At 62.6% G+C, this 20,158-nt stretch carries 21 protein-coding genes; 14 read left to right on the top strand and 7 right to left on the bottom strand.

Going from position 1 to position 20,158, the window contains the following annotated elements; genetic code table 11:
• Positions 1 to 19: 19 nt before the first annotated feature.
• From I6E73_RS14800 to I6E73_RS13585, 3 genes are read left to right on the top strand one after another with little or no spacing between them, the layout of a single operon-like run.
• On the top strand, positions 20 to 2,071 hold the full coding sequence (locus I6E73_RS14800; RefSeq protein WP_197126425.1) for a TPM domain-containing protein: 2,052 nt from the start codon (positions 20 to 22) through the stop codon (positions 2,069 to 2,071).
• A gap of 37 nt (positions 2,072 to 2,108) precedes the next feature.
• Entirely contained in the window at positions 2,109 to 2,846 is a 738-nt protein-coding gene (locus I6E73_RS13590) for a PspA/IM30 family protein (protein ID WP_197126423.1), read from the top strand.
• A gap of 24 nt (positions 2,847 to 2,870) precedes the next feature.
• The gene (locus I6E73_RS13585) at positions 2,871 to 3,734 is read left to right on the top strand and encodes an arginase family protein (protein ID WP_197126421.1); all 864 of its coding nucleotides are present in this window, start codon (positions 2,871 to 2,873) and stop codon (positions 3,732 to 3,734) included.
• Here the strand turns inward: I6E73_RS13585 and I6E73_RS13580 are convergent.
• Positions 3,692 to 4,009 (bottom strand): DUF4333 domain-containing protein, encoded by a 318-nt coding sequence (locus I6E73_RS13580; RefSeq protein WP_197126420.1) that lies wholly within the window; start codon positions 4,007 to 4,009, stop codon positions 3,692 to 3,694. The genes I6E73_RS13585 and I6E73_RS13580 overlap by 43 nt on opposite strands.
• Before the next feature lie 84 nt (positions 4,010 to 4,093).
• On the opposite strand from I6E73_RS13580, the gene I6E73_RS13575 reads away from it, so the two are divergent.
• Genes I6E73_RS13575 through I6E73_RS13565 form a run of 3 tightly spaced genes read left to right on the top strand, consistent with a single transcriptional unit; the run spans position 4,094 to position 6,829 of the window.
• Positions 4,094 to 4,894, top strand: coding sequence for a crotonase/enoyl-CoA hydratase family protein (locus tag I6E73_RS13575; RefSeq protein ID WP_197126418.1), 801 nt, complete (start codon positions 4,094 to 4,096; stop codon positions 4,892 to 4,894).
• A 58-nt stretch (positions 4,895 to 4,952) separates the two neighbouring features.
• Entirely contained in the window at positions 4,953 to 6,365 is a 1,413-nt protein-coding gene (locus tag I6E73_RS13570) for an NAD(P)/FAD-dependent oxidoreductase (protein WP_197126416.1), read from the top strand.
• Positions 6,362 to 6,829 carry a hypothetical protein gene (locus I6E73_RS13565; RefSeq protein ID WP_197126414.1) on the top strand — a complete coding sequence of 156 codons (468 nt, stop codon included), beginning with the start codon at positions 6,362 to 6,364 and terminating at the stop codon, positions 6,827 to 6,829. The genes I6E73_RS13570 and I6E73_RS13565 overlap by 4 nt, the downstream gene beginning before the upstream one ends.
• Positions 6,830 to 6,869: 40 nt before the next feature.
• Here I6E73_RS13565 and I6E73_RS13560 read toward each other — a convergent pair whose 3' ends face one another.
• Positions 6,870 to 7,223 carry a siderophore-interacting protein gene (locus tag I6E73_RS13560; protein ID WP_197126412.1) on the bottom strand — a complete coding sequence of 118 codons (354 nt, stop codon included), beginning with the start codon at positions 7,221 to 7,223 and terminating at the stop codon, positions 6,870 to 6,872.
• 196 nt (positions 7,224 to 7,419) lie between these two features.
• On the opposite strand from I6E73_RS13560, the gene I6E73_RS13555 reads away from it, so the two are divergent.
• The gene (locus tag I6E73_RS13555; RefSeq protein ID WP_197126410.1) at positions 7,420 to 7,668 is read left to right on the top strand and encodes a hypothetical protein; all 249 of its coding nucleotides are present in this window, start codon (positions 7,420 to 7,422) and stop codon (positions 7,666 to 7,668) included.
• Positions 7,669 to 7,755: 87 nt separating this feature from the next.
• On the opposite strand, the gene I6E73_RS13550 is transcribed toward I6E73_RS13555, so the two are convergent.
• Positions 7,756 to 9,171: an amidase gene (locus I6E73_RS13550; protein WP_197126408.1), complete on the bottom strand. Its 1,416-nt coding sequence runs from the start codon at positions 9,169 to 9,171 to the stop codon at positions 7,756 to 7,758.
• A 157-nt stretch (positions 9,172 to 9,328) separates the two neighbouring features.
• Here I6E73_RS13550 and I6E73_RS13545 point away from each other — a divergent pair, with 157 nt between their 5' ends.
• Genes I6E73_RS13545 through I6E73_RS13535 form a run of 3 tightly spaced genes read left to right on the top strand, consistent with a single transcriptional unit; the run spans position 9,329 to position 11,339 of the window.
• Positions 9,329 to 9,688, top strand: coding sequence for a GntR family transcriptional regulator (locus I6E73_RS13545; RefSeq protein WP_197126406.1), 360 nt, complete (start codon positions 9,329 to 9,331; stop codon positions 9,686 to 9,688).
• Positions 9,685 to 10,575, top strand: a complete 891-nt coding sequence (locus I6E73_RS13540; RefSeq protein ID WP_197126404.1) for an ABC transporter ATP-binding protein — start codon at positions 9,685 to 9,687, stop codon at positions 10,573 to 10,575. The genes I6E73_RS13545 and I6E73_RS13540 overlap by 4 nt, the downstream gene beginning before the upstream one ends.
• On the top strand, positions 10,572 to 11,339 hold the full coding sequence (locus I6E73_RS13535; RefSeq protein WP_197126402.1) for an ABC transporter permease: 768 nt from the start codon (positions 10,572 to 10,574) through the stop codon (positions 11,337 to 11,339). The genes I6E73_RS13540 and I6E73_RS13535 overlap by 4 nt, the downstream gene beginning before the upstream one ends.
• 111 nt (positions 11,340 to 11,450) lie before the next feature.
• On the opposite strand, the gene I6E73_RS13530 is transcribed toward I6E73_RS13535, so the two are convergent.
• Positions 11,451 to 11,957, bottom strand: coding sequence for a GNAT family N-acetyltransferase (locus I6E73_RS13530; RefSeq protein WP_197126400.1), 507 nt, complete (start codon positions 11,955 to 11,957; stop codon positions 11,451 to 11,453).
• An 88-nt stretch (positions 11,958 to 12,045) separates the two neighbouring features.
• Positions 12,046 to 12,714: a uracil-DNA glycosylase gene (locus I6E73_RS13525; protein WP_197126398.1), complete on the bottom strand. Its 669-nt coding sequence runs from the start codon at positions 12,712 to 12,714 to the stop codon at positions 12,046 to 12,048.
• A 44-nt stretch (positions 12,715 to 12,758) separates the two neighbouring features.
• Here I6E73_RS13525 and I6E73_RS13520 point away from each other — a divergent pair, with 44 nt between their 5' ends.
• Positions 12,759 to 14,255 carry an MFS transporter gene (locus I6E73_RS13520; RefSeq protein WP_197126396.1) on the top strand — a complete coding sequence of 499 codons (1,497 nt, stop codon included), beginning with the start codon at positions 12,759 to 12,761 and terminating at the stop codon, positions 14,253 to 14,255.
• On the opposite strand, the gene I6E73_RS13515 is transcribed toward I6E73_RS13520, so the two are convergent.
• Together I6E73_RS13515 and I6E73_RS13510 are read right to left on the bottom strand one after the other, a co-directional pair.
• Positions 14,252 to 15,025: an SDR family oxidoreductase gene (locus tag I6E73_RS13515; protein ID WP_197126393.1), complete on the bottom strand. Its 774-nt coding sequence runs from the start codon at positions 15,023 to 15,025 to the stop codon at positions 14,252 to 14,254. The two genes, I6E73_RS13520 and I6E73_RS13515, sit on opposite strands and share 4 nt — an antisense overlap.
• A 69-nt stretch (positions 15,026 to 15,094) precedes the next feature.
• The gene (locus I6E73_RS13510; protein WP_197126392.1) at positions 15,095 to 16,087 is read right to left on the bottom strand and encodes an NAD-dependent epimerase/dehydratase family protein; all 993 of its coding nucleotides are present in this window, start codon (positions 16,085 to 16,087) and stop codon (positions 15,095 to 15,097) included.
• A 106-nt stretch (positions 16,088 to 16,193) separates the two neighbouring features.
• Between I6E73_RS13510 and I6E73_RS13505 the strand changes: the two genes are divergently transcribed.
• The 3 genes from I6E73_RS13505 to I6E73_RS13495 all read left to right on the top strand — a co-directional run bounded on the left by I6E73_RS13505 (position 16,194) and on the right by I6E73_RS13495 (position 20,046).
• The gene (locus tag I6E73_RS13505) at positions 16,194 to 17,288 is read left to right on the top strand and encodes an acyltransferase family protein (RefSeq protein ID WP_197126390.1); all 1,095 of its coding nucleotides are present in this window, start codon (positions 16,194 to 16,196) and stop codon (positions 17,286 to 17,288) included.
• 100 nt (positions 17,289 to 17,388) lie between these two features.
• Positions 17,389 to 18,708, top strand: a complete 1,320-nt coding sequence (locus tag I6E73_RS13500; protein WP_197126388.1) for a bifunctional o-acetylhomoserine/o-acetylserine sulfhydrylase — start codon at positions 17,389 to 17,391, stop codon at positions 18,706 to 18,708.
• 132 nt (positions 18,709 to 18,840) lie between these two features.
• The gene (locus tag I6E73_RS13495) at positions 18,841 to 20,046 is read left to right on the top strand and encodes a homoserine O-acetyltransferase (RefSeq protein WP_197110693.1); all 1,206 of its coding nucleotides are present in this window, start codon (positions 18,841 to 18,843) and stop codon (positions 20,044 to 20,046) included.
• Positions 20,047 to 20,158 lie beyond the last annotated feature (112 nt).

Genomic DNA, 20,158 nt, shown 5'->3' with positions numbered 1-20,158 from the left:
GTCGACGAAGGAGCACCCTGTGAAGGCACGATTGGGCACCGTTTTCGCCCTCGCTGCGGCATTAGCTTTACTCACCGCAACCCCTGCCCTGGCCGATGACCCGGTGAGCCTCGATGGCGCGTACGTCGTCGATTCCGCTGGAGTGCTTGCGGGCGATAGCGGCGACGTCACCGACGCACTTGATCTTCTGTATGACCGGGCCGGCATCCAACTCTTTGTTGTGTATGTCGACGAGTTCACTAACCCGTCGTCTCCCATTGATTGGGCGGATGCCACAGCCGAAGCTAACGGGTTAGGTGACGACGATCTTCTGCTCGCGGTTGCGGTCTCGCAACGCCAGTATGCGCTGTCGGTGTCCGCCGACGCTCCCCTCACCGATGTCCAGTTGGATGCAGCGGAAGCGGCCATCGAGTCGCAACTGCGCGACGATAACTGGGGTCAGGCTGCGATCGCGGGCGCTGACTCACTCGCCAGCGATTCTGCGGCGGGCTCCGGCACAGGCAGCGACTCCGGCACAGGCACGGAATCCGGCACGACCGAGTCGTCGAGTGGCGGCATTTCGGTCCTGCCGATCCTGGGCGGGGTGGCCGTGATCGGTGTCGGCGCTTACGCGTTTTACCGCGTTCGCCGCCGCGGCAACACAGGTGCAGCTGCTGGCGCCCCTGTCGAGAGCGTGTCGCAAGAGGAACTCGACCGCCGGGCCGGCAGTGCGCTGGTCGAGCTGGATGACGCTCTCAAGACAAGCGAGCAAGAGCTCGGTTTTGCTGAGGCTCAGTTTGGCGCGCAGGCCACGACCAACTTCGCAGCATCGTTGAAAGAGGCGAGCGCTGCGGTGGCGCAGGCGTTCCGCATCCGTCAGAAGCTCGATGACAGTGAGCCCGAGACTGCTGAGCAGAAGCGGGCGATGACGATCGAGATTATCGGGCTGTGTGAGCGGGCAGACGATTTGCTTGATGCTCAAGCGGCCGCGTTCGACGAGCTGCGCAAGCTCGAAACGAATGCCCCCGCAGCCCTCGCCGAAACGTCCACGCTGATCGCGAAGGCGTCGGAGCGTTTGCCCGCAACCGAGAGCGCCCTCGAAGCGCTCCGAGGTCGCTATGCGCCGGTTGCTATCGAAGCCGTGACTGACAATGGTGAACGCGCTCGCGCCTTGCTCGCCTCGGCCGTTGCCGATTCCACCGCCGCCAGCGCTGCCATCGAGGCCCAGAAGCCGAGCGAGGCCGCTGTCGGTGTTCGCACCGCTCAGGCAGAACTCGGCCAGGCCATCCAACTCATGGATGCCGTTGACTCGCTGGCGACAGAGCTCCAGTCTGCCGAGACCCAGCTTGCGGCCACGATCACTGACACCACGGGCGATATTGCGGCTGCTCGCGCACTGCCGAGCGATGCCACTGCTGGAGCGTTGCAGCCGGCGATCGCGGCTGCCGAGGCGGCTCTGGCGACGGCGCAGTCCTCCACGGATAACCCGGTAGCGAGCCTCAGCACTCTGGGTGACGCCAATGCGGCGCTCGAGACAGTTTTTGTCGGCGTGCGCGATCAGCAGGCTGCGTTCGCCCATGCTGCTACGCAACTGTCGGCGGCTTTGGCTGCCGCTCAGTCCCGCATTACGACCACGGCGCAGTTCATCACCACCCGCCGCGGCGGTGTGGGGGCGACGGCGCGAACGAGAATCAGCGAAGCAGACCGTCAGTTCAAGCAGGCGTTGGCTTTACAGACTTCGGATCCCGTGACGGCGTTGACGCATGCGCGTCAAGCTGATCAGTTGGCGGCAAGCGCTTATGACCTCGCTCAGCGTGAGGTGTCACAATTCTCGACGGGCAGCAGTTCCGGTTCGGGAATGCTTGGCGGTCTGGGTGGCGCGGTTGGCGGCAGCGGTGGTGGCGACCTCTTGGGCGGCATCATCGGCGGTTTGATCGGTGGCAGCCTCGGATCGCGGTCGTCACGACCGTCCAGTGGCGGTTCGTGGGGCGGGGGCTCTCGCTCGGGTGGATTCTCGGGCGGCGGCGGTAGACGTTCCGGTGGAAGTTCTGGACGCAGTGGTGGCGGTCGCAGTCGCGGCGGTAGATTCTAAGTACGGTTTCTTCGAAAACTCACGAAAGGCACTTCGCATGGCAAAGCAGTCGATTCTCGGTCGTATTTCACAAATGGTGAAGGCGAACATCAATTCAATCCTCGATCAGGCTGAGGACCCGCAGCTTATGCTCGACCAGCTGGTTCGCGACTACACCAATTCCATTGCGGATGCGGAGAGCGCTGTCGCGCAGACCATCGGCAACTTGCGCCTCATGGAGCAGGACCACGCCGAAGACCGCGAGGCTGCATCAGATTGGGGCCGTAAGGCTCTTGCCGCCAGCGTCAAGGGAGACGAACTTCGCGCCGCCGGCAATGCCGCTGATGCCGACAAGTTCGACAACCTCGCCAAGATCGCTATCGGGCGTCAGGTTTCTGCCGAGAACGAAGCTCGCGCTGCTGCCCCCACGATCGCCGCACAGACGCAGGTCGTTGACCAGCTCAAGAGCGGCCTCGACGGAATGCGCGCCAAGCTGAGCGAACTCACGTCGAAGCGCGATGAGCTCGTTGCCCGCTCGAAGACGGTTGAGGCCCAGTCGCAGGTGCACGATGCTCTCAAGTCAATCGACCTCCTCGACCCCACCAGTGACCTCGGTCGTTTCGAAGACAAGATCCGTCGCGAAGAAGCCAAGGTTCTCGGTCAGCAGGAGCTTGCAGCATCCAGCCTCGATGCTCAGTTCGAAGGTCTCGAAGACCTCGGCAAGGTCACCGAAGTCGAAGCACGACTCGCTGCTCTCAAGGCTGGCGGCACTCAGGCACTCACCGCCGGCGAATAGTTCGCCCGCACGAAAGTTCACACCATGGCACTCACTTATGTTGTCGTGCCCCAGTGGCAGGGTTCGGGTTCTTCTCGAGCCATGCAGCTGGTCGACGGAGCCGAGTCAATTCGGGGAGATCTTCCCTCCGCAGCGACTCGCTCCGTCGACGTCCCGCTCGAGGCGGGCGACCACCAGGGCACGGGCATCCACCGCTACAGTTCCCTGTTGCTCGTGCGCGACCGCACGCGCAACGCTCTCGCTGCCGACAACACACCCCACCTCACGATTGGTGGTGACTGTGGCGTTGAACTCGCCGCAATCGAGCATGTGAGTGCGCAGCAACCGGCCGTGGTGTGGTTTGACGCGCACCCCGACCTGCACACTGCGGCCTCCAGCCCGTCTGGCGCGTTCGCCGGCATGGTGTTGCGCACCCTGCTGGGTGATGGGCCGGCTGAACTCGTTCCCGAGCATCCGGTGCGCGCTGATCGGGTCATTCTCGCCGGAGTGCGCTCAATCGACACGGCCGAAGACGAATACATCACACAGTCCGACATCCGGATGCTGGGCCCTGCCACCTTCTCAACGGAAGCGTTGCTCGAGGCCATCACCGCAACCGGCGCCGAGAGCGTCTACCTGCACATCGACCTCGACGTGCTCGATCCTGCCGCGCTGGCTGGGCTCGGCTCCCCCGTGCCGTTCGGGCTCGAAGCATCCGCGCTCACCGAGGCCATTCGCGCGGTGCTCGCGAAGTTCCCGCTTGCAGGAGCGGGCATCACCGAGTTTGCTCCTTCATCCGCCGCCCATGCCGTGGATGATCTGCCGACCATTTTGCGATTGATTGGCGCCCTCAGCAGCGCCAACACTCATTCGCGTGGTTCTTCAGAAACCTCGACAGAAACCGAGTAGTTCGCGCCGTCGACATCACTGAGGGTGACACGGCTGTCGAAGTCTTCACCGAGCGTGGTGTCGGTGACAACGCAATCGAGCTTCGTGCCGTTCTTGAGCGGGATGCTGTCGTCACCGCAGTCCATTTCGGGCAGTTCTCCCGTGGATTGTTCGAGCGCGCCTGCTGCCGTGGCAGCGATCTCACTCGCGGGGACTTCTACCGGAGGCTCGCTCGAGCAGCCGGCGATGAGCGCCGTCGACGCGAGAGTAAGTACGAGGATTGCGGAACGCAACACAGGAGCCTCCGAAAAGTTGGTGTGGGTATGAGCTTATCGCCAGCATCCGGCGACAGAACAGTCGGTGAGTCGTAGTCTGAAGACATGACTGACGCCAACACCAGCACGCCCAAAATCACTGTGGAGCGAGACGGTCACGTCTTGCTCATCGGACTCAATCGCACCGACAAGCGCAATGCCGCCGACATGGAGATGTCGCAGCAGCTGGCGCTTGCGTACGGCGAGCTTGAGCGCGACCCCGAGCTGCGGGCGGGTTTCGTTTTTGCTCACGGCGACCACTTCACTGGCGGCCTCGACCTTGCCGACATCGGCCCCCGTATTGGAGCGGACGGGCTCGATATGGTTCCCGAGGGCGGCATCAACCCGTGGCAGGTGTCGGGCGAAAAGCTCTCGAAGCCTGTCGTGATTGCGGTGCAGGGCACGTGCCTCACGCTCGGTATCGAGCTGCTGTTGGCGAGCGACATTGCCGTCGCCGCTGATTCGACCGTCTTCGGTCAGGTTGAAGTATCGCGTGGCATCCTGCCCTTTGGCGGAGCCACCATCCGCTTCCCCCGCCAGGTTGGCTGGTCGAATGCGATGCGCTGGATTCTCACCGGCGACAGCTTCGATGCTGCCGAGGCGTACCGAATCGGGATGGTGCAAGAGGTTGTGCCCCACGGCGAGCAGTACGCGCGCGGCCTCGAACTGGCGCACCGCGTTGCCGCCCAGGCTCCTTTGGCAGTGCAGGCAGCGCTCGCTAACGCCAACCTTGCGATTCGCGAGGGCGATGCCGCGGCTGAGGCTGGCCTTCAGCCCGCCCTCGTAGCCGTTGCTCAGAGTAAGGATGCCAGAATTGGCATGGAAGCGTTTATGACCCGCACGACCGCCGAGTTCATCGGCAAGTAGGATCGCCGGCACAACCAACCCCGGCACCACGCGCACCACCAACGCGAAGGAGTTCGAAATGACCGAGAACAACTGGGATGTCATTGTCATTGGAGCCGGAGCGGTTGGTGAAAACATTGCAGATCGTGCCGTTCAGGGCGGGCTTAGCGTCGTACTGATCGAAAGTGAACTTGTAGGCGGTGAGTGCTCGTACTGGGCGTGCATGCCGTCGAAGGCTCTCATCCGCAGCGGGCTTGCGTTGCGCGCCGTCGAGAAGCTTCCCGGCGCTGCCGAAGCCGTGACGGGTGGCATCAACGTCGAGGCTCTGCTTGCGCGCCGCAACAGCTTTACGAGCAACTGGGATGACGCTGGCCAAGTGAAGTGGGTCAAGAAAGCGGGTATCGGCCTCGAGCGCGGGCACGCGCGCCTCGCGGGCCCCAAGACCGTCACGGTCACGGCCGACGACGGAACCGTCACGACGCTCACTGCCAATCACGCCGTTGTCGTGAGCACGGGATCTGACCCGCAGCTTCCGAACATTCCCGGCCTCGTCGAAACCCAGCCGTGGACTCCGCGCGAAGCCACCGCGGTCAAGGTCGTTCCCGAATCCCTCGCCATCATCGGCGGCGGCGTTGTCGGCGTTGAAATGGCCACTGCCTACCGTGATCTCGGCGCTGAGGTCACGATGTTCGCCCGTAGCGGGCTGCTCAACGGCCAAGAAGACTTCGCCGGCGAGATGGTGGAGAAGGCGTTGAAGGAGCGCGACGTCACCATCGTCAGAACCTCCCCCACGCGCGTGGAGCGCACCGCCGACGGCGTCGTGATCGAGACTCCAGAGGGTAGCTTCACGGCATCCGAAATTTTGGTTGCCACCGGTCGTGCCGCTCGCACGAACGATATTGGGCTTGAGAGCGTTGGCCTCACTCCGGGCGACTGGATCCGGGTCGACGACACCATGCTCGTGCCGGACACCGACTGGCTCTACGCCGTGGGTGACGTCAACCACCGCGCGCTGCTCACCCATCAGGGCAAGTACCAAGCGCGTGCTGCCGGTGACGTAATTGTCGCTCGCGCCAAGGGCGAGACCGTGGATGACGCCCCCTGGGGTGCGCACGTTGCGACGGCCGACCACGGCGCTGTGCCGCAAGTCACGTTTAGCGATCCTGAGGTCGCTTCGGTCGGGGTCATGTCTCACGATGCCGAGAAGCAGGGCATTGACGCTCAGGTCGTCGACTACAACATCGGGTGGGTTGCCGGCGCGAGCCTGCAGGCCGACGGCTACGAAGGTCACGCGCGCCTCGTCATTGACCGCGAGCGTCAGGTCATTATCGGCGCGACGTTTGTGGGTCAGGATGTTGCGGAGTTGCTGCACTCGGCCACCATCGCCATCGTGGGCGAGGTTCCGATCGCGCGCCTGTGGCACGCGGTTCCCTCGTACCCCACGATCAGCGAGGTGTGGCTGCGCCTGCTTGAAACGATCGGGCGTCCGTGAGCCGAGCACTAACGCTGGGCACGAGGCTCGGGCACGCTCTCGCGCGCGCCGAACACAGTCCGCGGGCTCAGCGAGTGCTGCTGCACCCCGTTATTACGCGACCCGGTTACTGGTTTGCTACGGCATCCGGAGCTCTGTGGGGCGCGGCGCTGAGCAAGCGCACGCTGAAGTCGCGGGGTGGAGTGCTAGTGGCGACGCCACTGCCGAAGTGGGCGTTCGGGCGCGGCGGCACGACGATTGGCGCCGTGTTTTTGACCGGCGGCAATGCGAGCGATGCTGTGTTGGAGCATGAGGCTGTTCACCGCGAGCAGTGGCGAAAGTATGGGTTGTGGTTTATCCCGCTGTATTTACTGGCGGGGCAGAATCCGCTGACGAATCGCTTTGAGGTTGAAGCGGGGCTTGAGCTCGGCGGCTATATGCGCGCGAAATCATCGCGTGCGCCGAAAGCCAGCACGAAAAACTAGCGGGCGGATGCGGGGCGCGCGCTAGCGGGAGGGGCGCGAGCTAGTTGGAGCTGAGCAGGCGCGCGGGGCCCTGATGGGCAACCCACGCGTAAACGGTGCTCTCGCCGAATGCACTAACCGGCAGCATTTCGCTGAGCCACGCGTCGACCGAACGGGCAACGCTCTGACCGCGCTCGCGCAACAACCAGCACACGCTGAAACGGCCGGGAGCCGATAGCGGCTGGATGGCGTCAGCCGAGTCAACTTCGATGAACACTTGGCCGCGTGAACGGGCCGGCAATGTCGCGAGGATCATCGAGATTGCGTCGATCGAGGTCTCGTCTCCCGCGAGCAGCACGCGGTCAGCCGACTGGGGATTCCAGGCAATCTGCGGGGTGAAGAGTTCGGGAAACATTGATCCCAGTATAGGCATGCCTTACCTAAATTACGAAGCGCTCTCGGCGGACTCCAAGCAGCGACTTTCAACGGTCTATCTGGACGTCCTGGGTCGGTGAAAGCCGCAGGCTCCGGCTTCAGTTCCCCTCGCGCCGCCACACGTAATTCTGAGAATTCATCTTGTTCATAAGAGGTTCGGAACGTACGCTGGCTCCATGAAGCGAGCAACAATCGGCGCATTTTGGGGCTTGGGGATCAGCCTTGCGCTCTATCTCGGCATCCTAGGATTCACTTCGGTCGCGCGCACGCAAGGACACGACTGGAGCAATACCGCGACTGAATGGATGTCGACAGTCTGGTATTGGTCGATCTGGCTCGTGGCTACAAGCGCCATTCTTATCGTGGTTCTGATCGCTGCGCAGATTGTGTGGGCTTATCTGCCACGATCGTCGTCGCGCAGCTGAATCGCACGCTATCGGCCCCGCGGGTTCGTCATCGGGCACATGCCCATAACCCGAGGCAGGCGGCCGCGGCGCGAAAACGAGTCTGGACTAAGCCCCAAACGCCGCCGGATGCCGCGAGCCCCAGTGGAAGCGGCGCTCGAGCTGCGCGCCAATCGCGAGCAACACATCCTCGCGACCGGGGCGGCCAATGAGTTGCACGCCCATCGGCAACCCTTCTACTGTTTCGTGCACGGGGAGGCTGATCGCGGGTAGGCCGGAGACGTTGACGAAGCTCGTCCAGGGTGTGTACTGAACCTGCTTCGCAAAGTTCTCGAAGGCATCCTCGGCATAAAACCAGCCGAGCGGGCGCGGCGTCATGGCCATGGCGGGGGTCAGCACGGCGTCGTAGGTCGAGAACTGGCGGATGACGCTGCGCTCGAACCGAGACAGCGTCGCGATGGCGACGCCCACGTCGCGCGCGCTCATCCGACGTCCGCTTTCGATGAGCCATTTCGTGAGGGGTTCCACAAGCTCGAGTTGTTCACCATCGAGCGGGATTCCGGCGGCTCCCGCTTGCCACAGCACCGTGAAGGCTTCGGCGTATTCGGGTGAGGGGTCGAGCGCGAAGTCTTCGCTGCCGTGGCCGAGCTGGTCGAGCGCGGTCCGGGCGAGGGTGAGAGCATCCTGAGCCTCGGGCGAAACGGAAATCTCGTAGGTGTCATCCCACGGCGAGGTTGTCATGACGCCGATGTTGAAGGTGCCCTCACCACGGATAGCGGCGTTGAGGAAGGCGCCGCCGTCCCACGTGGGCGGACCAACAGAGAAGGGCGAAGGGCCGGCGATGCCATCGAGGAGGAGGGCAGCATCCGCCACCGTACGAGCCAGTGGTCCGGTCACCGGAAGTTGGCCGAGACTGCCGAAACCGCTGCCCGCGGGCACGCGACCACGCGAAGGCTTGAGTCCGACGAGTCCGGTCGCGGCGGCGGGAATGCGAATCGAGCCACCACCGTCCGAGCCCGGAGCGAACGGCAAGAGCCCCGCCGAGACGGCGACGGCCGCTCCCCCGCTGCTGCCGCCGGAGCCCAGTGAGGTGTCCCAGGGGTTCACGGCGGGGGCATCCGAGAGCGGCTCGGTGTAGGCGGGCAAACCGAATTCGGGGGTCGCGGTTTTGCCGAGACTGATCGCGCCGGCCGCATCGAGAACGTCGGTGATCTCATCCGACACCTCGGGCACGTAGTCGGCGAAGGCGCGGGATCCATAGGCGGTTCGCACTCCGGCGCGGGCCCACAAGTCTTTTTCGCCCGAGGGCAGCCCCCAGAGGGCGGCAGCGCGGGAGCCAGAGGCCTCGAGCTCGGCAGCACGTTGGCGCGCAGTATCCGGAGTCACGACCGTGAAGGCGCCCAACTCGGGGTTGAGGCGTTCGATGCGATCGAGATAGCACTCCACGAGTTCGCTGGGCTTCAGCTCGCCCGCTCGCACGAGATGAAGCTGCTCAAGAGCGGTGAGGCGATGAAGTTCTGACACGGATTCAGCCTAAGGGGGTTGACAACGACCCGCCATGCTGGTTGGTTAGTTACATCACCAACCAACCAACTAGCCGCCGCACTGTTGCTGCTTCACCGCAGCACCGCAACACCGCGGCACCGCTAGACCACAACCCGCACCCAGAAAGGAGGCTCACATGGATGACTCCCGCCCCATTTTCGCGCAGGTCGCCGAGAACATTGAGAACGACATCATCTCCGGCGCCCTGCCCGAAGAAGGCCAGGCTCCCTCGATCAACGAGTTCGCAGCCTTCTATCGCATCAACCCCGCGACCGCCCTCAAAGGCGTGAACGTGCTCGTCGATGCCGGAATTCTCTACAAGAAACGAGGAATCGGAATGTTCGTCGCCACCGGCGCTCAAGAACAACTCAAAGGTGCTCGCCGCGACAGCTTCAGCAGCGAGTACGTTCGCCCTCTCTTGGCCGAAGCAGAAAAGCTCGGCATCGACTCCGCCCAACTCACCCAGATGATCGCCAAGGAGGCGAATAACTCATGACCTCCACCATCGAGGTAACTAACCTCAGCAAGCACTTCGGCAAAGTGAACGCCGTCAACGACGTGAGCTTCACGGTCGCCGAGAACAAGATCTACGGCCTGCTCGGTCGCAACGGTGCCGGCAAGACCACGCTCATGCAGTTGCTCACCGGCCAAGAATTCGCCTCGAGCGGCACCATCTCCCTCTTCGGGCAACCTCCGGTCGAGAACGCCAAGGTTCTGCAGAACACCTGCTTCATCAAAGAAAGTCAGCGCTACCCCGAAGATTTCCGCCCCAAGGACGTCTTCAAGACGGCCCCCTGGTTTTTCGCCAACTGGGATCAAGAATTCGCCGACCGCCTGATCGCCGACTTCCGCCTCCCCCTCGACCGCCGCATCAAGAAGCTCTCACGCGGCCAACTTTCCTCCATCGGCGTCATCGTGGGTCTCGCCTCACGCGCGCCGCTCACCTTCTTCGACGAGCCGTACCTGGGGTTGGATGCCGTGGCTCGCCAAATCTTCTACGACCGCCTTCTCGAGGACTACGCCAACCACCCGCGCACCGTGATCCTCTCCACTCATCTCATCGACGAGGTCAGCAACCTGCTCGAACACGTTCTCGTGATCGACGAAGGCAAACTCCTCATCAACGAGGATGCCGAAACTCTCCGCAACCGCGCCACGAACGTTGTCGGCATGAAGACCGCCGTCGAGGCGTTCATCGGCAACCGCGAAGTGTTGCACCGCGACGGCATCGGCGGGCTCAGCTCGGTAACCGTTGCCGGGCTCAGCGAGAGCGAGCGCCGCGACGCACACGCTGCCGGGCTGGAACTGTCACCGGTGTCGTTGCAGCAGCTCATCATCCAACTCACCCGCACCGAGACCAAGGAATTCGAGGCCAGCGCATGACCACCACAACGGCTCTCGCCCAACCGGCAAGCCCCCTGAAGCGCATTACCAACGTAGCCAAACTGCATTTCGCCAACCCCTGGACAACTCTGGGGCTGCCGTGGATCATTCTCGGCGTGATCTTTGTGGGGTCGCTCACGATTTGGTGGCTGATCTACTCGGCACTCTCTCCCGAGCAACGAGAAGGCGCACTCGAGGGAACGGAATTTGGTGGATCCAGCTTCTTCATCTTCATCTACATGATGGTGGTAGCAATTCAGGCGATCAGCATCACGTTCCCGTTCGCGCTCGGCTACGGCGTCACCCGCCGCGACTACTACCTCGGCAGCACTCTCGCCTTCGTCGCTCTTGCGGTTATCTACACAACTGGCCTCACGGTGCTCGGTGCGATCGAAAAGGCAACTGACGGGTGGGGCATGGGCGGAACGATGTTCGCACCGATTTACTTCGGTGAATCTGCGCCGGAACGCATCTTCGTCACATTCGTGCTGTTCCTGTTCTTCCTCTTCTTCGGTTCCGCGATTGCTGCGGTCTGGGTGCGGTGGAAGGCAACTGGCGTCACAGTGTTTTTCATCATCGTCGGGGCACTCCTCGTGGGCCTGATCGCGCTGACCACCTTTACCGACTCGTGGGGTGCCGTGGGCGCCACGTTGGTCGACCTTGGCGTGCTCGGAGTCGCAGCCTGGAGCCTCGTGCTCACCGCGATGAGCGGCGTCGCCGGCTTCGTGTTGCTACGGCGAGCGACTCCGCGCAACGCCGCCTAGCGAGAAGGCTGAGGTCGCCAGACCAACCCAGAGATGCAGATGCCCGGCTCTCCCCTTCGCGGGAGGCCGGGCATCCGTGTGTTCGTGATGTCGTGGTTCGTGGGCGAAGCGCTACGCGTCGATCGACTTCTGCATCAGGAAAGTGCCGACCCAACGATCGAACTTGAAACCGACGCGCTTGAGGTGTCCGATGGATTCGAAGCCCAGTTTCTTGTGAAGGTGCACCGAAGCGTCGGCTCCGTCATCCGAAATCACGGCAATGATCTCGCGGATGCCGGCTTGACGTCCGCGCTCAATGAGTTCGTTGAGTAGCGCACCGCCAACACCCTGCCCGGTGGCGGCCGGCGAAAGGTAAATCGAACCTTCCACGGTTCGTTTATAGGCGGCTTTGGGGCGCCACGGAAACATCGCCGCATAGCCGAGAACGCGCTCATTCTCGTCAACCGCAACAATGAACGGCAGCCCCGACTCTTCGACGCCAACCCGCTTGGCGGTCATGATCTCGGGGGTGACCTCGACGATGTCGAAGGTGACAACGGTCGTACTCACGTAGTGGCCGTAGATTTCGGCGAGCGCCGCATCGTCGGCTGCGATGGCGTCTCTAAAGTGGTGTGCCATAGCTGCTCCTGAAGTGTCGTGAAAGTGATGCAGGCGGTGAGGCCTGCAGGTGGTGAGGGGTGTCGCGACTTTAATTTTAGGGGTCGAATTACCGGTCAACGCGCCAGTCAATAGGTGCAACCCCTTGCGCCTCAAGCGCCGCATTCACCCTGCTAAAAGGCTTCGAACCGAAGAAACCGCGGCGCGCAGACAGCGGGCTCGGGTGAGCACTCGCCATCGCCGGTGTATCCCCCAGCAATGGCGCGACGGCTGCCGCATCCTTGCCCCACAACACAGCAACCAGTGGCTGCGGCCGAGCCGCGAGCGCCCGAATCGCGGCAGCCGTGATCTCTTCCCAACCGTGACGGCGGTGGGAGCCCGTCACCCCGGCCTGCACCGTCAGCACCCTGTTGAGCAACAGCACGCCCTGGGTCTGCCACGCACTCAGGTCAGCGTGCGCTGCAGGCGGGATGCCGAGGTCGTCGTGCAATTCCTTGTAGATGTTGCTGAGGCTCCGCGGTAGCGGTCGCACGCCGCGGTCAGCCGAGAACGCGAGCCCCACGGCGTGCCCCGGCGTCGGATACGGGTCTTGGCCGACAACGAGCACGCGCACCTCATCGAACGGTGTTGTGAAGGCGCGCAGTACCGCATCCGGCTGAGGAAGCCACGGTCGCCCGGCTGCGCTCTCGGCATCAAGAAACGCACCAACCGCCGCCAACGGCCCCTCGAACGGGTGCAATTCGCGAGCCCACCCGGGGTCGACACTACTCAAGTCCATGTCACTACGCTAATGCTCGCCCTGTATACCGATAGCATCCGTTCATGTCATTCCTGCGCGGAAAATCCGGGGCCATCACGATGGGCCTCATCGGCTACCTCTTTTTCGTCGAGCTGGTGAGCGGAATCATTCAGGGGTATTACATCCCGCTGATCCCCGACATCGTGGATCACCTCGGCATCCGCGATGCTGACTTCAACTGGTTCGAAGCCGCCCAGCTGCTGTTGAGCGCCATTGTGGTGCCGATTCTGGCGAAGCTCGGCGACATGCATGGCCACAAGCGCATCCTGTTAATCTCGACCGTTCTGACCGCCGGCGCAACCTGGTGGCTGGCGTTCACAGGTGACTTCACGAGCTTCTTGATTGCGTGGGCTCTGCAAGGCTTCTACGTTGTTTGGCTCCCGCTCGAAGTCGCACTGATCTTTGACCGTGGACGCGTCACCGGCATGGGCGCATCACAGACCCGTCGGGCCGCAGGATTCCTGGTGGTTGCTCTCGAAGCCGGTGCCATCATGGGCGCCCTCGGTGGCGGCCGCATCTTCAAAGCCTTCGGCGAGAACGTTCAACAGACTCTGATGATCCCTGCGATCGCCGTTACGATCGTCTTCTTCGTGATCCTGTTCGGCGTTCCCGAATCGAAACCGCTCCCGGGCCGCAGTCTCGACTTCTGGGGTTTCGTGATCCTCACGATCGGCCTCTTGCTCATCACATCAGGGCTTACGTTCTTGCGCATCAACGGGCCAGGGGCTCTGTGGGTGTACGTCATCATGCTCGCCGGTGTCGCCACCTTCATTCCGTGGGGCCGCTACGAACTGCGCCAAAAAGACCCTGCGATCGATCTTCGGATGCTGCGCGACCCGAGCATGTGGCCCATCCAGCTCACGGCGGGCCTCGTCGGTATTAGCTTGCTCGGCGCCCAAGCACCGCTCGCGACCTTTGCCGGCACCGACCCGATCAACGGCTACGGTCTCGGCATGGAATCGGATGAGATTTCGTACATCATCGGCGCGTACCTCGTTTCGATGATCGTGGGAGCGCTGCTGTTCCCGATTCTGTCGAAGTGGAAGAGCCCGCGCGTCGCGCTCATCGTGGCCACGTTCTTGGTCGCCACTGGCTACCTGATGTTCTTGCCGTTCCACACCACGGTGTTGAGCGTCTTCCTCAACATGAGCATCGCGGGCCTTGGCTCGGGTGCGCTCGTCGGCGCCCTCCCCGCTGCTGCCGCCGCGGCCGCTCCGCGCGGCCAGACCGGCATCGCCACGGCGCTGACCAACACCACGAAGACGATCGGTGGCTCGTTCGCCTCCGCCATCTTCGCCATCGTGCTGCTGGCCGGGGCGGCATCCGCCGTCACTGAAACCGCGTCAAGCCTCTTCGGCTATCTGACGGTCTTCACGATCTGTGGCGCTGGCGCCCTCGTTGCGGCGGTGCTGTTGTTCTTGGTGCCGAAACTGGCCTTCGCGGATGTCGTGGACGACATCGAGGAGATCGAGCCGGCCGACGCGGCCGACGAGACGTCCGAGACCGACGCAGCCCGCTAGCGCGGCTTGAGCTCGCCGCGAATCATCTTGTGCGGCGCGGCCTGAGCCACGGGCTTGATCGTAATGAGGTCAAGGTTCACAAACGGCGGCAGCTCAATCGCGTGCACGATCGTTTCGGCGATGTCGTCAGCGACGAGCGGGTCGGGAACGTTGTCGTACACCGTGTCTGCCTTAGCAGCATCGCCGCCAAAACGAACGAGCGCGAATTCTTCGGTCTTCACCATGCCGGGAGCGACCTCGATTACCCGAATCGGCTCCCCCGCAAGCTCAAGCCGAAGCACAGCCGTGAGCGCATGCTGGGCAAACTTCGCGGCGTTGTAGCCGCTGCCACCTTCATACGGCACGGTCGCCGCAATCGAGGTGACCATGAGGATGCTGGCCGTATCGCCCTCCGCGATTCCTTCGCGCAACAGCGGCAACAGCGCACTAGTCACTCGCTTCGTTCCCACAACATTCACGTCGAACATGCGGATCCAGTCATCCGCGTCGCTGTCTTCAACACTGGCGACGCCGAGCGCACCACCCGCGTTGTTGACGAGAGCGTGGATGGGGCCGAGCTTACGCAAGAAGGCCGCGAGCGCGTCGACGTCATCCTGTTTCGTGACATCGGCAACGAACGTGTCAACGCCCGTATCTGCTGCGAGCGCCGCGAGCCGTTCCTCACGTCGCGCAACAGCAACGACTTGCCAGCCGTGCTTCACGAAACGGCGAGCAGTCGCTTCGCCAATGCCTGAACTTGCGCCGGTAACTACTACTCGCTTGATCGCCATGCTTTAAAAGTAGTGGCTCCGGCCAGCACCCAGCCACCGGATGCTGAACTGGCGCACGGAACAGCGGCGCTAGCGCTCGTTCGCTACAAGATATTCGGCTGTTGCCAGGATGGCGTCGGTGGAGGAAATGTAGGTGAAGCCCAAGTCACGCGGGGCGTCCGAGCCGTCAACGTCAAGGTTGCGTTGAATGGAACCGGCAAGGGCCCGCACTGCGGGGTTGAACGGCGCCACAATTTTCACCAGCCAGTTGGGCAATTGCCGAGTCGTGATCTTGCGCTCGGGATAGACATTCTTGAGTACCGTGCTCGCTTCAGCAATCATCATCGCGCCCGCATTCGCCGGATACCGCTTGCCGATCGCCACCGCACTGTCGATCGCTGTGACGTGCATGCGGGCAACGTCACGGACATCCACGATGGGCAGATTCGACTTCGGGTAAGCCGGGTCAACACCCCCGAGGAAGCGCTCTACGTACGCCAAAGAAGTCGCGTAGTGCTCGTCCATGGGCGGGCCAAACACAGCGCCCGGGTTGATCGTGGTGAGCTGCATTTCAGGATGCTCGGCCACGAACTGCCACGCCGCTCGCTCTGCCAAGGTTTTGGATGCTTCATAAGCGGTGGTGTCGGGATGCGTCGAGTCTGTCCAATTCGCGGGCGTCGAGACATCCATTCGCGGCTTGGTGGAATCTTTATAGATTGCGGCGCAACTGGAGGTGAGGATGACGCGGCGCACTCCCGCGGCCTGTGCCGCCACCAGTGCGCGCCGAGTGCCCTCGACAGCGGGACGAATGAGTTCCTGAGGATCTTTGGGCTCATCGACCGGGAACGGAGATGCCGTGTGGAGCAGCACATCCACCCCAGCCATCGCCTCGGCCCAGCCCTCGTCGGAGAGCAGGTCGAGAGAGACAAAGCTCAGGTCGGCACCGGGAAACAAAGCCTCGACTTGAGCCTGTCCCGTTCCGGAGCGCACTGCGGCTTTCACCGAGTAGTCATGCTCCAGCAGCTCGCGGACGATGTGTTTAGCGATGAAGCCCGAGGCGCCGGTAACGAGCACGGTAGTCATGTGTCTCCTCTAAGGGTTCCTGCAGCGAACTGTCGGTTCAATCTAGTTCCCACAACTGGAGAAAAGGCACACGAACCTCACGGCCTCGCAGATTACACTTCAACGAATGACCGGAGCTTCTCTCACCACTTCGCCGCCTGCGCGCGCCCCCAAAGTGCGACTCCCCCACTGGGACAACGCGCGCTTTCTCGCCGTCACCCTCGTGGTGATTGGCCACGGCATCCAGCGGCTCACGTACGACTCCAACAACGCCTTAGCGCTGTACCTCTTTATCTACGCGTTCCACATGCCCGCCTTCGCGATCATCAGTGGGTATTTCTCGAAGCCCGGACCGCCATCGGCGCTTCAGATGCGTCGGGTTCTTACCGACATTTTGCTGCCGTATTTCATCATGGAAGCCATCTGGTCAATCGTGAAGTTCTTTACCGAGGGAACAACCGATCTGAACCCGTCGAAGCCCAGCTGGACGCTCTGGTTCCTTCTTGCTCTCGGCATCTTCCGCCTGGTGCTCCCGTACCTCGCACTATTGCGCTGGCCGCTGCTGTGGGCAATCATCGGCTCCGTCGGTGTCGGGTACTTCGACAACGTTGACAGCACCTTCTCGCTCTCTCGCGCCATCGGCATCCTGCCCTTCTTCGTGCTGGGGTGGAAACTCAATGAGTGGAAGCTCATGGAGCGCTGGAAGGTCGCCGAACGCTCGGTCTGGCTCATTCGGGCCCTCGCGGTCACGATCTTCTTGGGGTGGATCGCCATCATCCTCAGCAACATTGAACTGTGGCGCACGATCAATCTGCGCTTCTGGTTCTTCTACGACGACTCCTACCAGGGGCTTGGCGAAGACCAGTGGTGGGCTGGTGCGGTCCGGCTCGGCCTCATCGCGCTCGCCATCCTGCTGAGCGCATCGTTCTTCGCTCTGGTGCCTCGCCGCCACACGTGGATCACGGATGCCGGCCAAGCCACCATGTACGTCTACCTCCTGCACAGCTTCGTCCTTTATCCACTGCGCGAAAGCGGACTGCTGCTGGATGAACGGTCCTCGGCCATGTGGCTCGTGAGCATGGTGCTCGGCTCCATCGGTATCGCGCTCGTGCTGTCGACGCCGCTGATCAAGAAGATTTTCCGGCCCATTATTGAGCCCAAACCCAACTGGGTATTCGCCCCCTTGCCGAAAGAGACAGATCTGTCTACTAAAAAACGGTGAGTTACGACATATTTCACGAGTGATTGACCACCCCACGGGGCCTGCTTAGGCTCACAGTGTGGCGGACATCCCGATCCACCAACCGACCTAGGAGGCCGCCGTGAGCGACTGGAACTTTGAAACCAAGCAGATCCACTCGGGCGCGCAGCCTGACCCCACGACCAACTCGCGGGCAACACCGATCTACAAGACCACCGCGTATGTGTTCAATAACGCGGATCACGCTAAGAACCTCTTCGCGCTGGCTGAATTCGGCAACATCTACACCCGCATCCAGAATCCCACCCAGGATGTCGTCGAGCAGCGCGTAGCCGCCCTCGAAGGCGGAACCGCAGCGCTGTTGCTTGCTTCGGGCCAGTCGGCAACGACTTTCGCCGTGCTCAACATCGCACAGGCCGGCGACCACATCGTCTCGTCGTCGTCCGTCTACGGCGGAACCTACAACCTCTTCAAGTACACGCTCGCGAAGCTCGGCATTGAGACGACCTTCGTTGAGAATCAGGATGACGCTGCCGAGTGGGCTGCTGCTATCCGCCCCAACACCAAGCTCCTCTTCGCGGAGACCATCGGTAACCCGCGCATCAACGTGCTCGACATCGAGCTCGTCGCCGACGTTGCCCACGCTGCTGGCGTTCCGCTGATCGTCGACAACACCATTGCGACTCCGTACCTGATTCGTCCGTTCGAGCACGGCGCCGACATCATCGTTCACTCGGCCACAAAGTTCTTGGGCGGCCACGGCACGGTTCTGGGTGGAGTCATCGTCGATGGCGGCAAGTTCGAGTGGTCGAAGAACGTCGACAAGTTCCCCGGTCTCACCGAGCCTGACCCGTCGTACCACGGCGCCAGCTACACCGGCGTTCTTGGCGATGGCATCGCGTACATCATCAAGGCCCGCGTTCAGTTGCTGCGCGACCTTGGCTCGGCCATCTCCCCCGACAGTGCTTTCTCGCTCATCCAGGGCATCGAAACACTCAGCCTGCGCATCGAACGTCACGTGCAGAACGCTCAAGCAATCGCCGAATGGCTCGACAGCCACGACGACGTTGACACGGTCTACTACGCCGGACTCCCCTCGAGCCCGTGGTACGCGAACGCCAACAAATACGCGCCCAAGGGGGTCGGTGGAGTTCTCTCCTTCGAACTCAAGGGTGGAGTGGATGCTGGCCGCTCGTTCGTGAACAGTGTCGAGCTCTTCAGCCACGTCGCCAACATCGGTGACGTGCGCAGCCTCATCATTCACCCCGCATCGACGACCCACTCGCAGCTCTCCCCCGAGCAGCAGTTGACCGCCGGAGTCACACCAGGACTGGTGCGACTCTCGGTGGGCCTCGAGAACATCGAGGACATCAAGGCCGACCTGCAAACTGGTTTTGATGCCGCACGCGCTACCGCCGCAGAGGCGCGCGCCCGCGTCTAACACTGCTGGCTTCACCAGTGGCGGCAGTGCTCTTCGGAGCACTGCCGCCACTGCCTCGTTAACGTGGTCGGCATCCGCTGGCTCCGTAATAATTTCGTGCCACACAGAATAGTTCGCGATACTTAAGACGACATGGACTGGCAGACACCTGAAGACACTGTTCCTTCGGCATTCATCACTGACGCAAACGTGCGTTCGCTCCTCGGCAAGCCCCCGGCGACGGGCGCGTGGCGCGAGGGCGATCCGGTAGGTCACCGTCAGTTTGTCACCGTCACCGATCTCGCTCTGGAGTTCAGCCGCCGCCTTCCGTCAGCGCGTATCGCTTACGAAACGCACGGCACTCTCAACGACGACGCGTCAAACGCGATCCTCGTCGCCCACGCCCTCACCGGTGACAGCCACATTGTGGGCAACCCCGGAAACGGACACGCTACCGCCGGATGGTGGAACGATCTTGTGGGTCCAGGCAAAGCCATCGACACGGACCGCTGGTTCGTCGTCTCCCCCAATATCTTGGGCGGCTGTCAGGGCAGCACCGGTCCGGCATCCCACGCCCCCGACGGAGCCGAGTTCGGCGCTCGCTTTCCCTTCATCACGATCCGCGATCAGGTAGCCGCGCAGGTCGCCCTGAGCGACGCCCTCGGCATCGACAAGTGGGCCGCGGTGATCGGCGGCTCGATGGGTGGCATGCACGCGCTGGAATGGGCGGTCGCGCATCCGGATCGCCTCGACAAAGTTGCCATATTGGCCGCACCGCCGGTCTCCACAGCCGACCAGATCGCTCACAACTCGGTTCAGGTCGAGTCGTTACGTACCGACCCTGCCTTCGCCGATGGTGCTTACTACGATGCCGCCGATGGCGATGGGCCCCACCGCGGGCTCGCTCTGGCGCGTCGCCTCGCACTGCTCAACTACCGTTCTTCCGACGAGCTCAACGAACGCTTCGCTCGCACGTGGCAAAGCGACGTGAGCCCGTGGGGCAAGGGTGGCCGTTACGCCGTCGAAAGTTACCTCGACTTTCACGGCAACAAATTTGCGCGCCGCTTCGATGCCAATAGTTACGTCACTCTCGTCGAAGCAATGAGCTCCCACGACATTGCGCGCGGTCGCGGCACCGTCGCTCAAGCGCTGGCTCGCGCCACGATGCCCGCGCTCGTGCTAGGCATCGACAGCGATCGACTCTTCCCCGTGTCCGGCCAAGAGATCATTGCCGAGCACCTGCCAGGCAATATCGATGGAGCGCTGCCGCATGTCATCCATTCGCCCTTCGGTCACGACGGCTTCCTGATTGAAGATGCGCTCGTGAGCGCCCAGCTAAAACGCCTGCTAGCCCTCTAAATCTCCTGAGAATTACCCCGTACCGAGCGTGTTGGGCGAAAAAATGTCGCTTTCTCATGACAAATGGCGGTGCGTCACCCCCGATGGAGGGGCGGAATGTGCAAACATTGCC

The organism is Salinibacterium sp. SWN248 (assembly GCF_015864575.1).
Classification (GTDB): Bacteria; Actinomycetota; Actinomycetes; order Actinomycetales; family Microbacteriaceae; genus Rhodoglobus.
This window is presented reverse-complemented; position numbering and strand designations above follow the sequence as displayed.

Bases quoted from the DNA above. Each gene is read 5' to 3' on its own strand.
- I6E73_RS13590 (WP_197126423.1), top strand. From the start codon at position 2,109: ATGGCAAAGCAGTCGATTCTCGGTCGTATTTCACAAATGGTGAAGGCG.
- I6E73_RS13585 (WP_197126421.1), top strand. From the start codon at position 2,871: ATGGCACTCACTTATGTTGTCGTGCCCCAGTGGCAGGGTTCGGGTTCT.
- I6E73_RS13575 (WP_197126418.1), top strand. From the start codon at position 4,094: ATGACTGACGCCAACACCAGCACGCCCAAAATCACTGTGGAGCGAGAC.
- I6E73_RS13570 (WP_197126416.1), top strand. From the start codon at position 4,953: ATGACCGAGAACAACTGGGATGTCATTGTCATTGGAGCCGGAGCGGTT.
- I6E73_RS13560 (WP_197126412.1), bottom strand. From the start codon at position 7,223: ATGTTTCCCGAACTCTTCACCCCGCAGATTGCCTGGAATCCCCAGTCG.
- I6E73_RS13555 (WP_197126410.1), top strand. From the start codon at position 7,420: ATGAAGCGAGCAACAATCGGCGCATTTTGGGGCTTGGGGATCAGCCTT.
- I6E73_RS13545 (WP_197126406.1), top strand. From the start codon at position 9,329: ATGGATGACTCCCGCCCCATTTTCGCGCAGGTCGCCGAGAACATTGAG.
- I6E73_RS13540 (WP_197126404.1), top strand. From the start codon at position 9,685: ATGACCTCCACCATCGAGGTAACTAACCTCAGCAAGCACTTCGGCAAA.
- I6E73_RS13535 (WP_197126402.1), top strand. From the start codon at position 10,572: ATGACCACCACAACGGCTCTCGCCCAACCGGCAAGCCCCCTGAAGCGC.
- I6E73_RS13530 (WP_197126400.1), bottom strand. From the start codon at position 11,957: ATGGCACACCACTTTAGAGACGCCATCGCAGCCGACGATGCGGCGCTC.
- I6E73_RS13525 (WP_197126398.1), bottom strand. From the start codon at position 12,714: ATGGACTTGAGTAGTGTCGACCCCGGGTGGGCTCGCGAATTGCACCCG.
- I6E73_RS13520 (WP_197126396.1), top strand. From the start codon at position 12,759: ATGTCATTCCTGCGCGGAAAATCCGGGGCCATCACGATGGGCCTCATC.
- I6E73_RS13515 (WP_197126393.1), bottom strand. From the start codon at position 15,025: ATGGCGATCAAGCGAGTAGTAGTTACCGGCGCAAGTTCAGGCATTGGC.
- I6E73_RS13510 (WP_197126392.1), bottom strand. From the start codon at position 16,087: ATGACTACCGTGCTCGTTACCGGCGCCTCGGGCTTCATCGCTAAACAC.
- I6E73_RS13505 (WP_197126390.1), top strand. From the start codon at position 16,194: ATGACCGGAGCTTCTCTCACCACTTCGCCGCCTGCGCGCGCCCCCAAA.
- I6E73_RS13495 (WP_197110693.1), top strand. From the start codon at position 18,841: ATGGACTGGCAGACACCTGAAGACACTGTTCCTTCGGCATTCATCACT.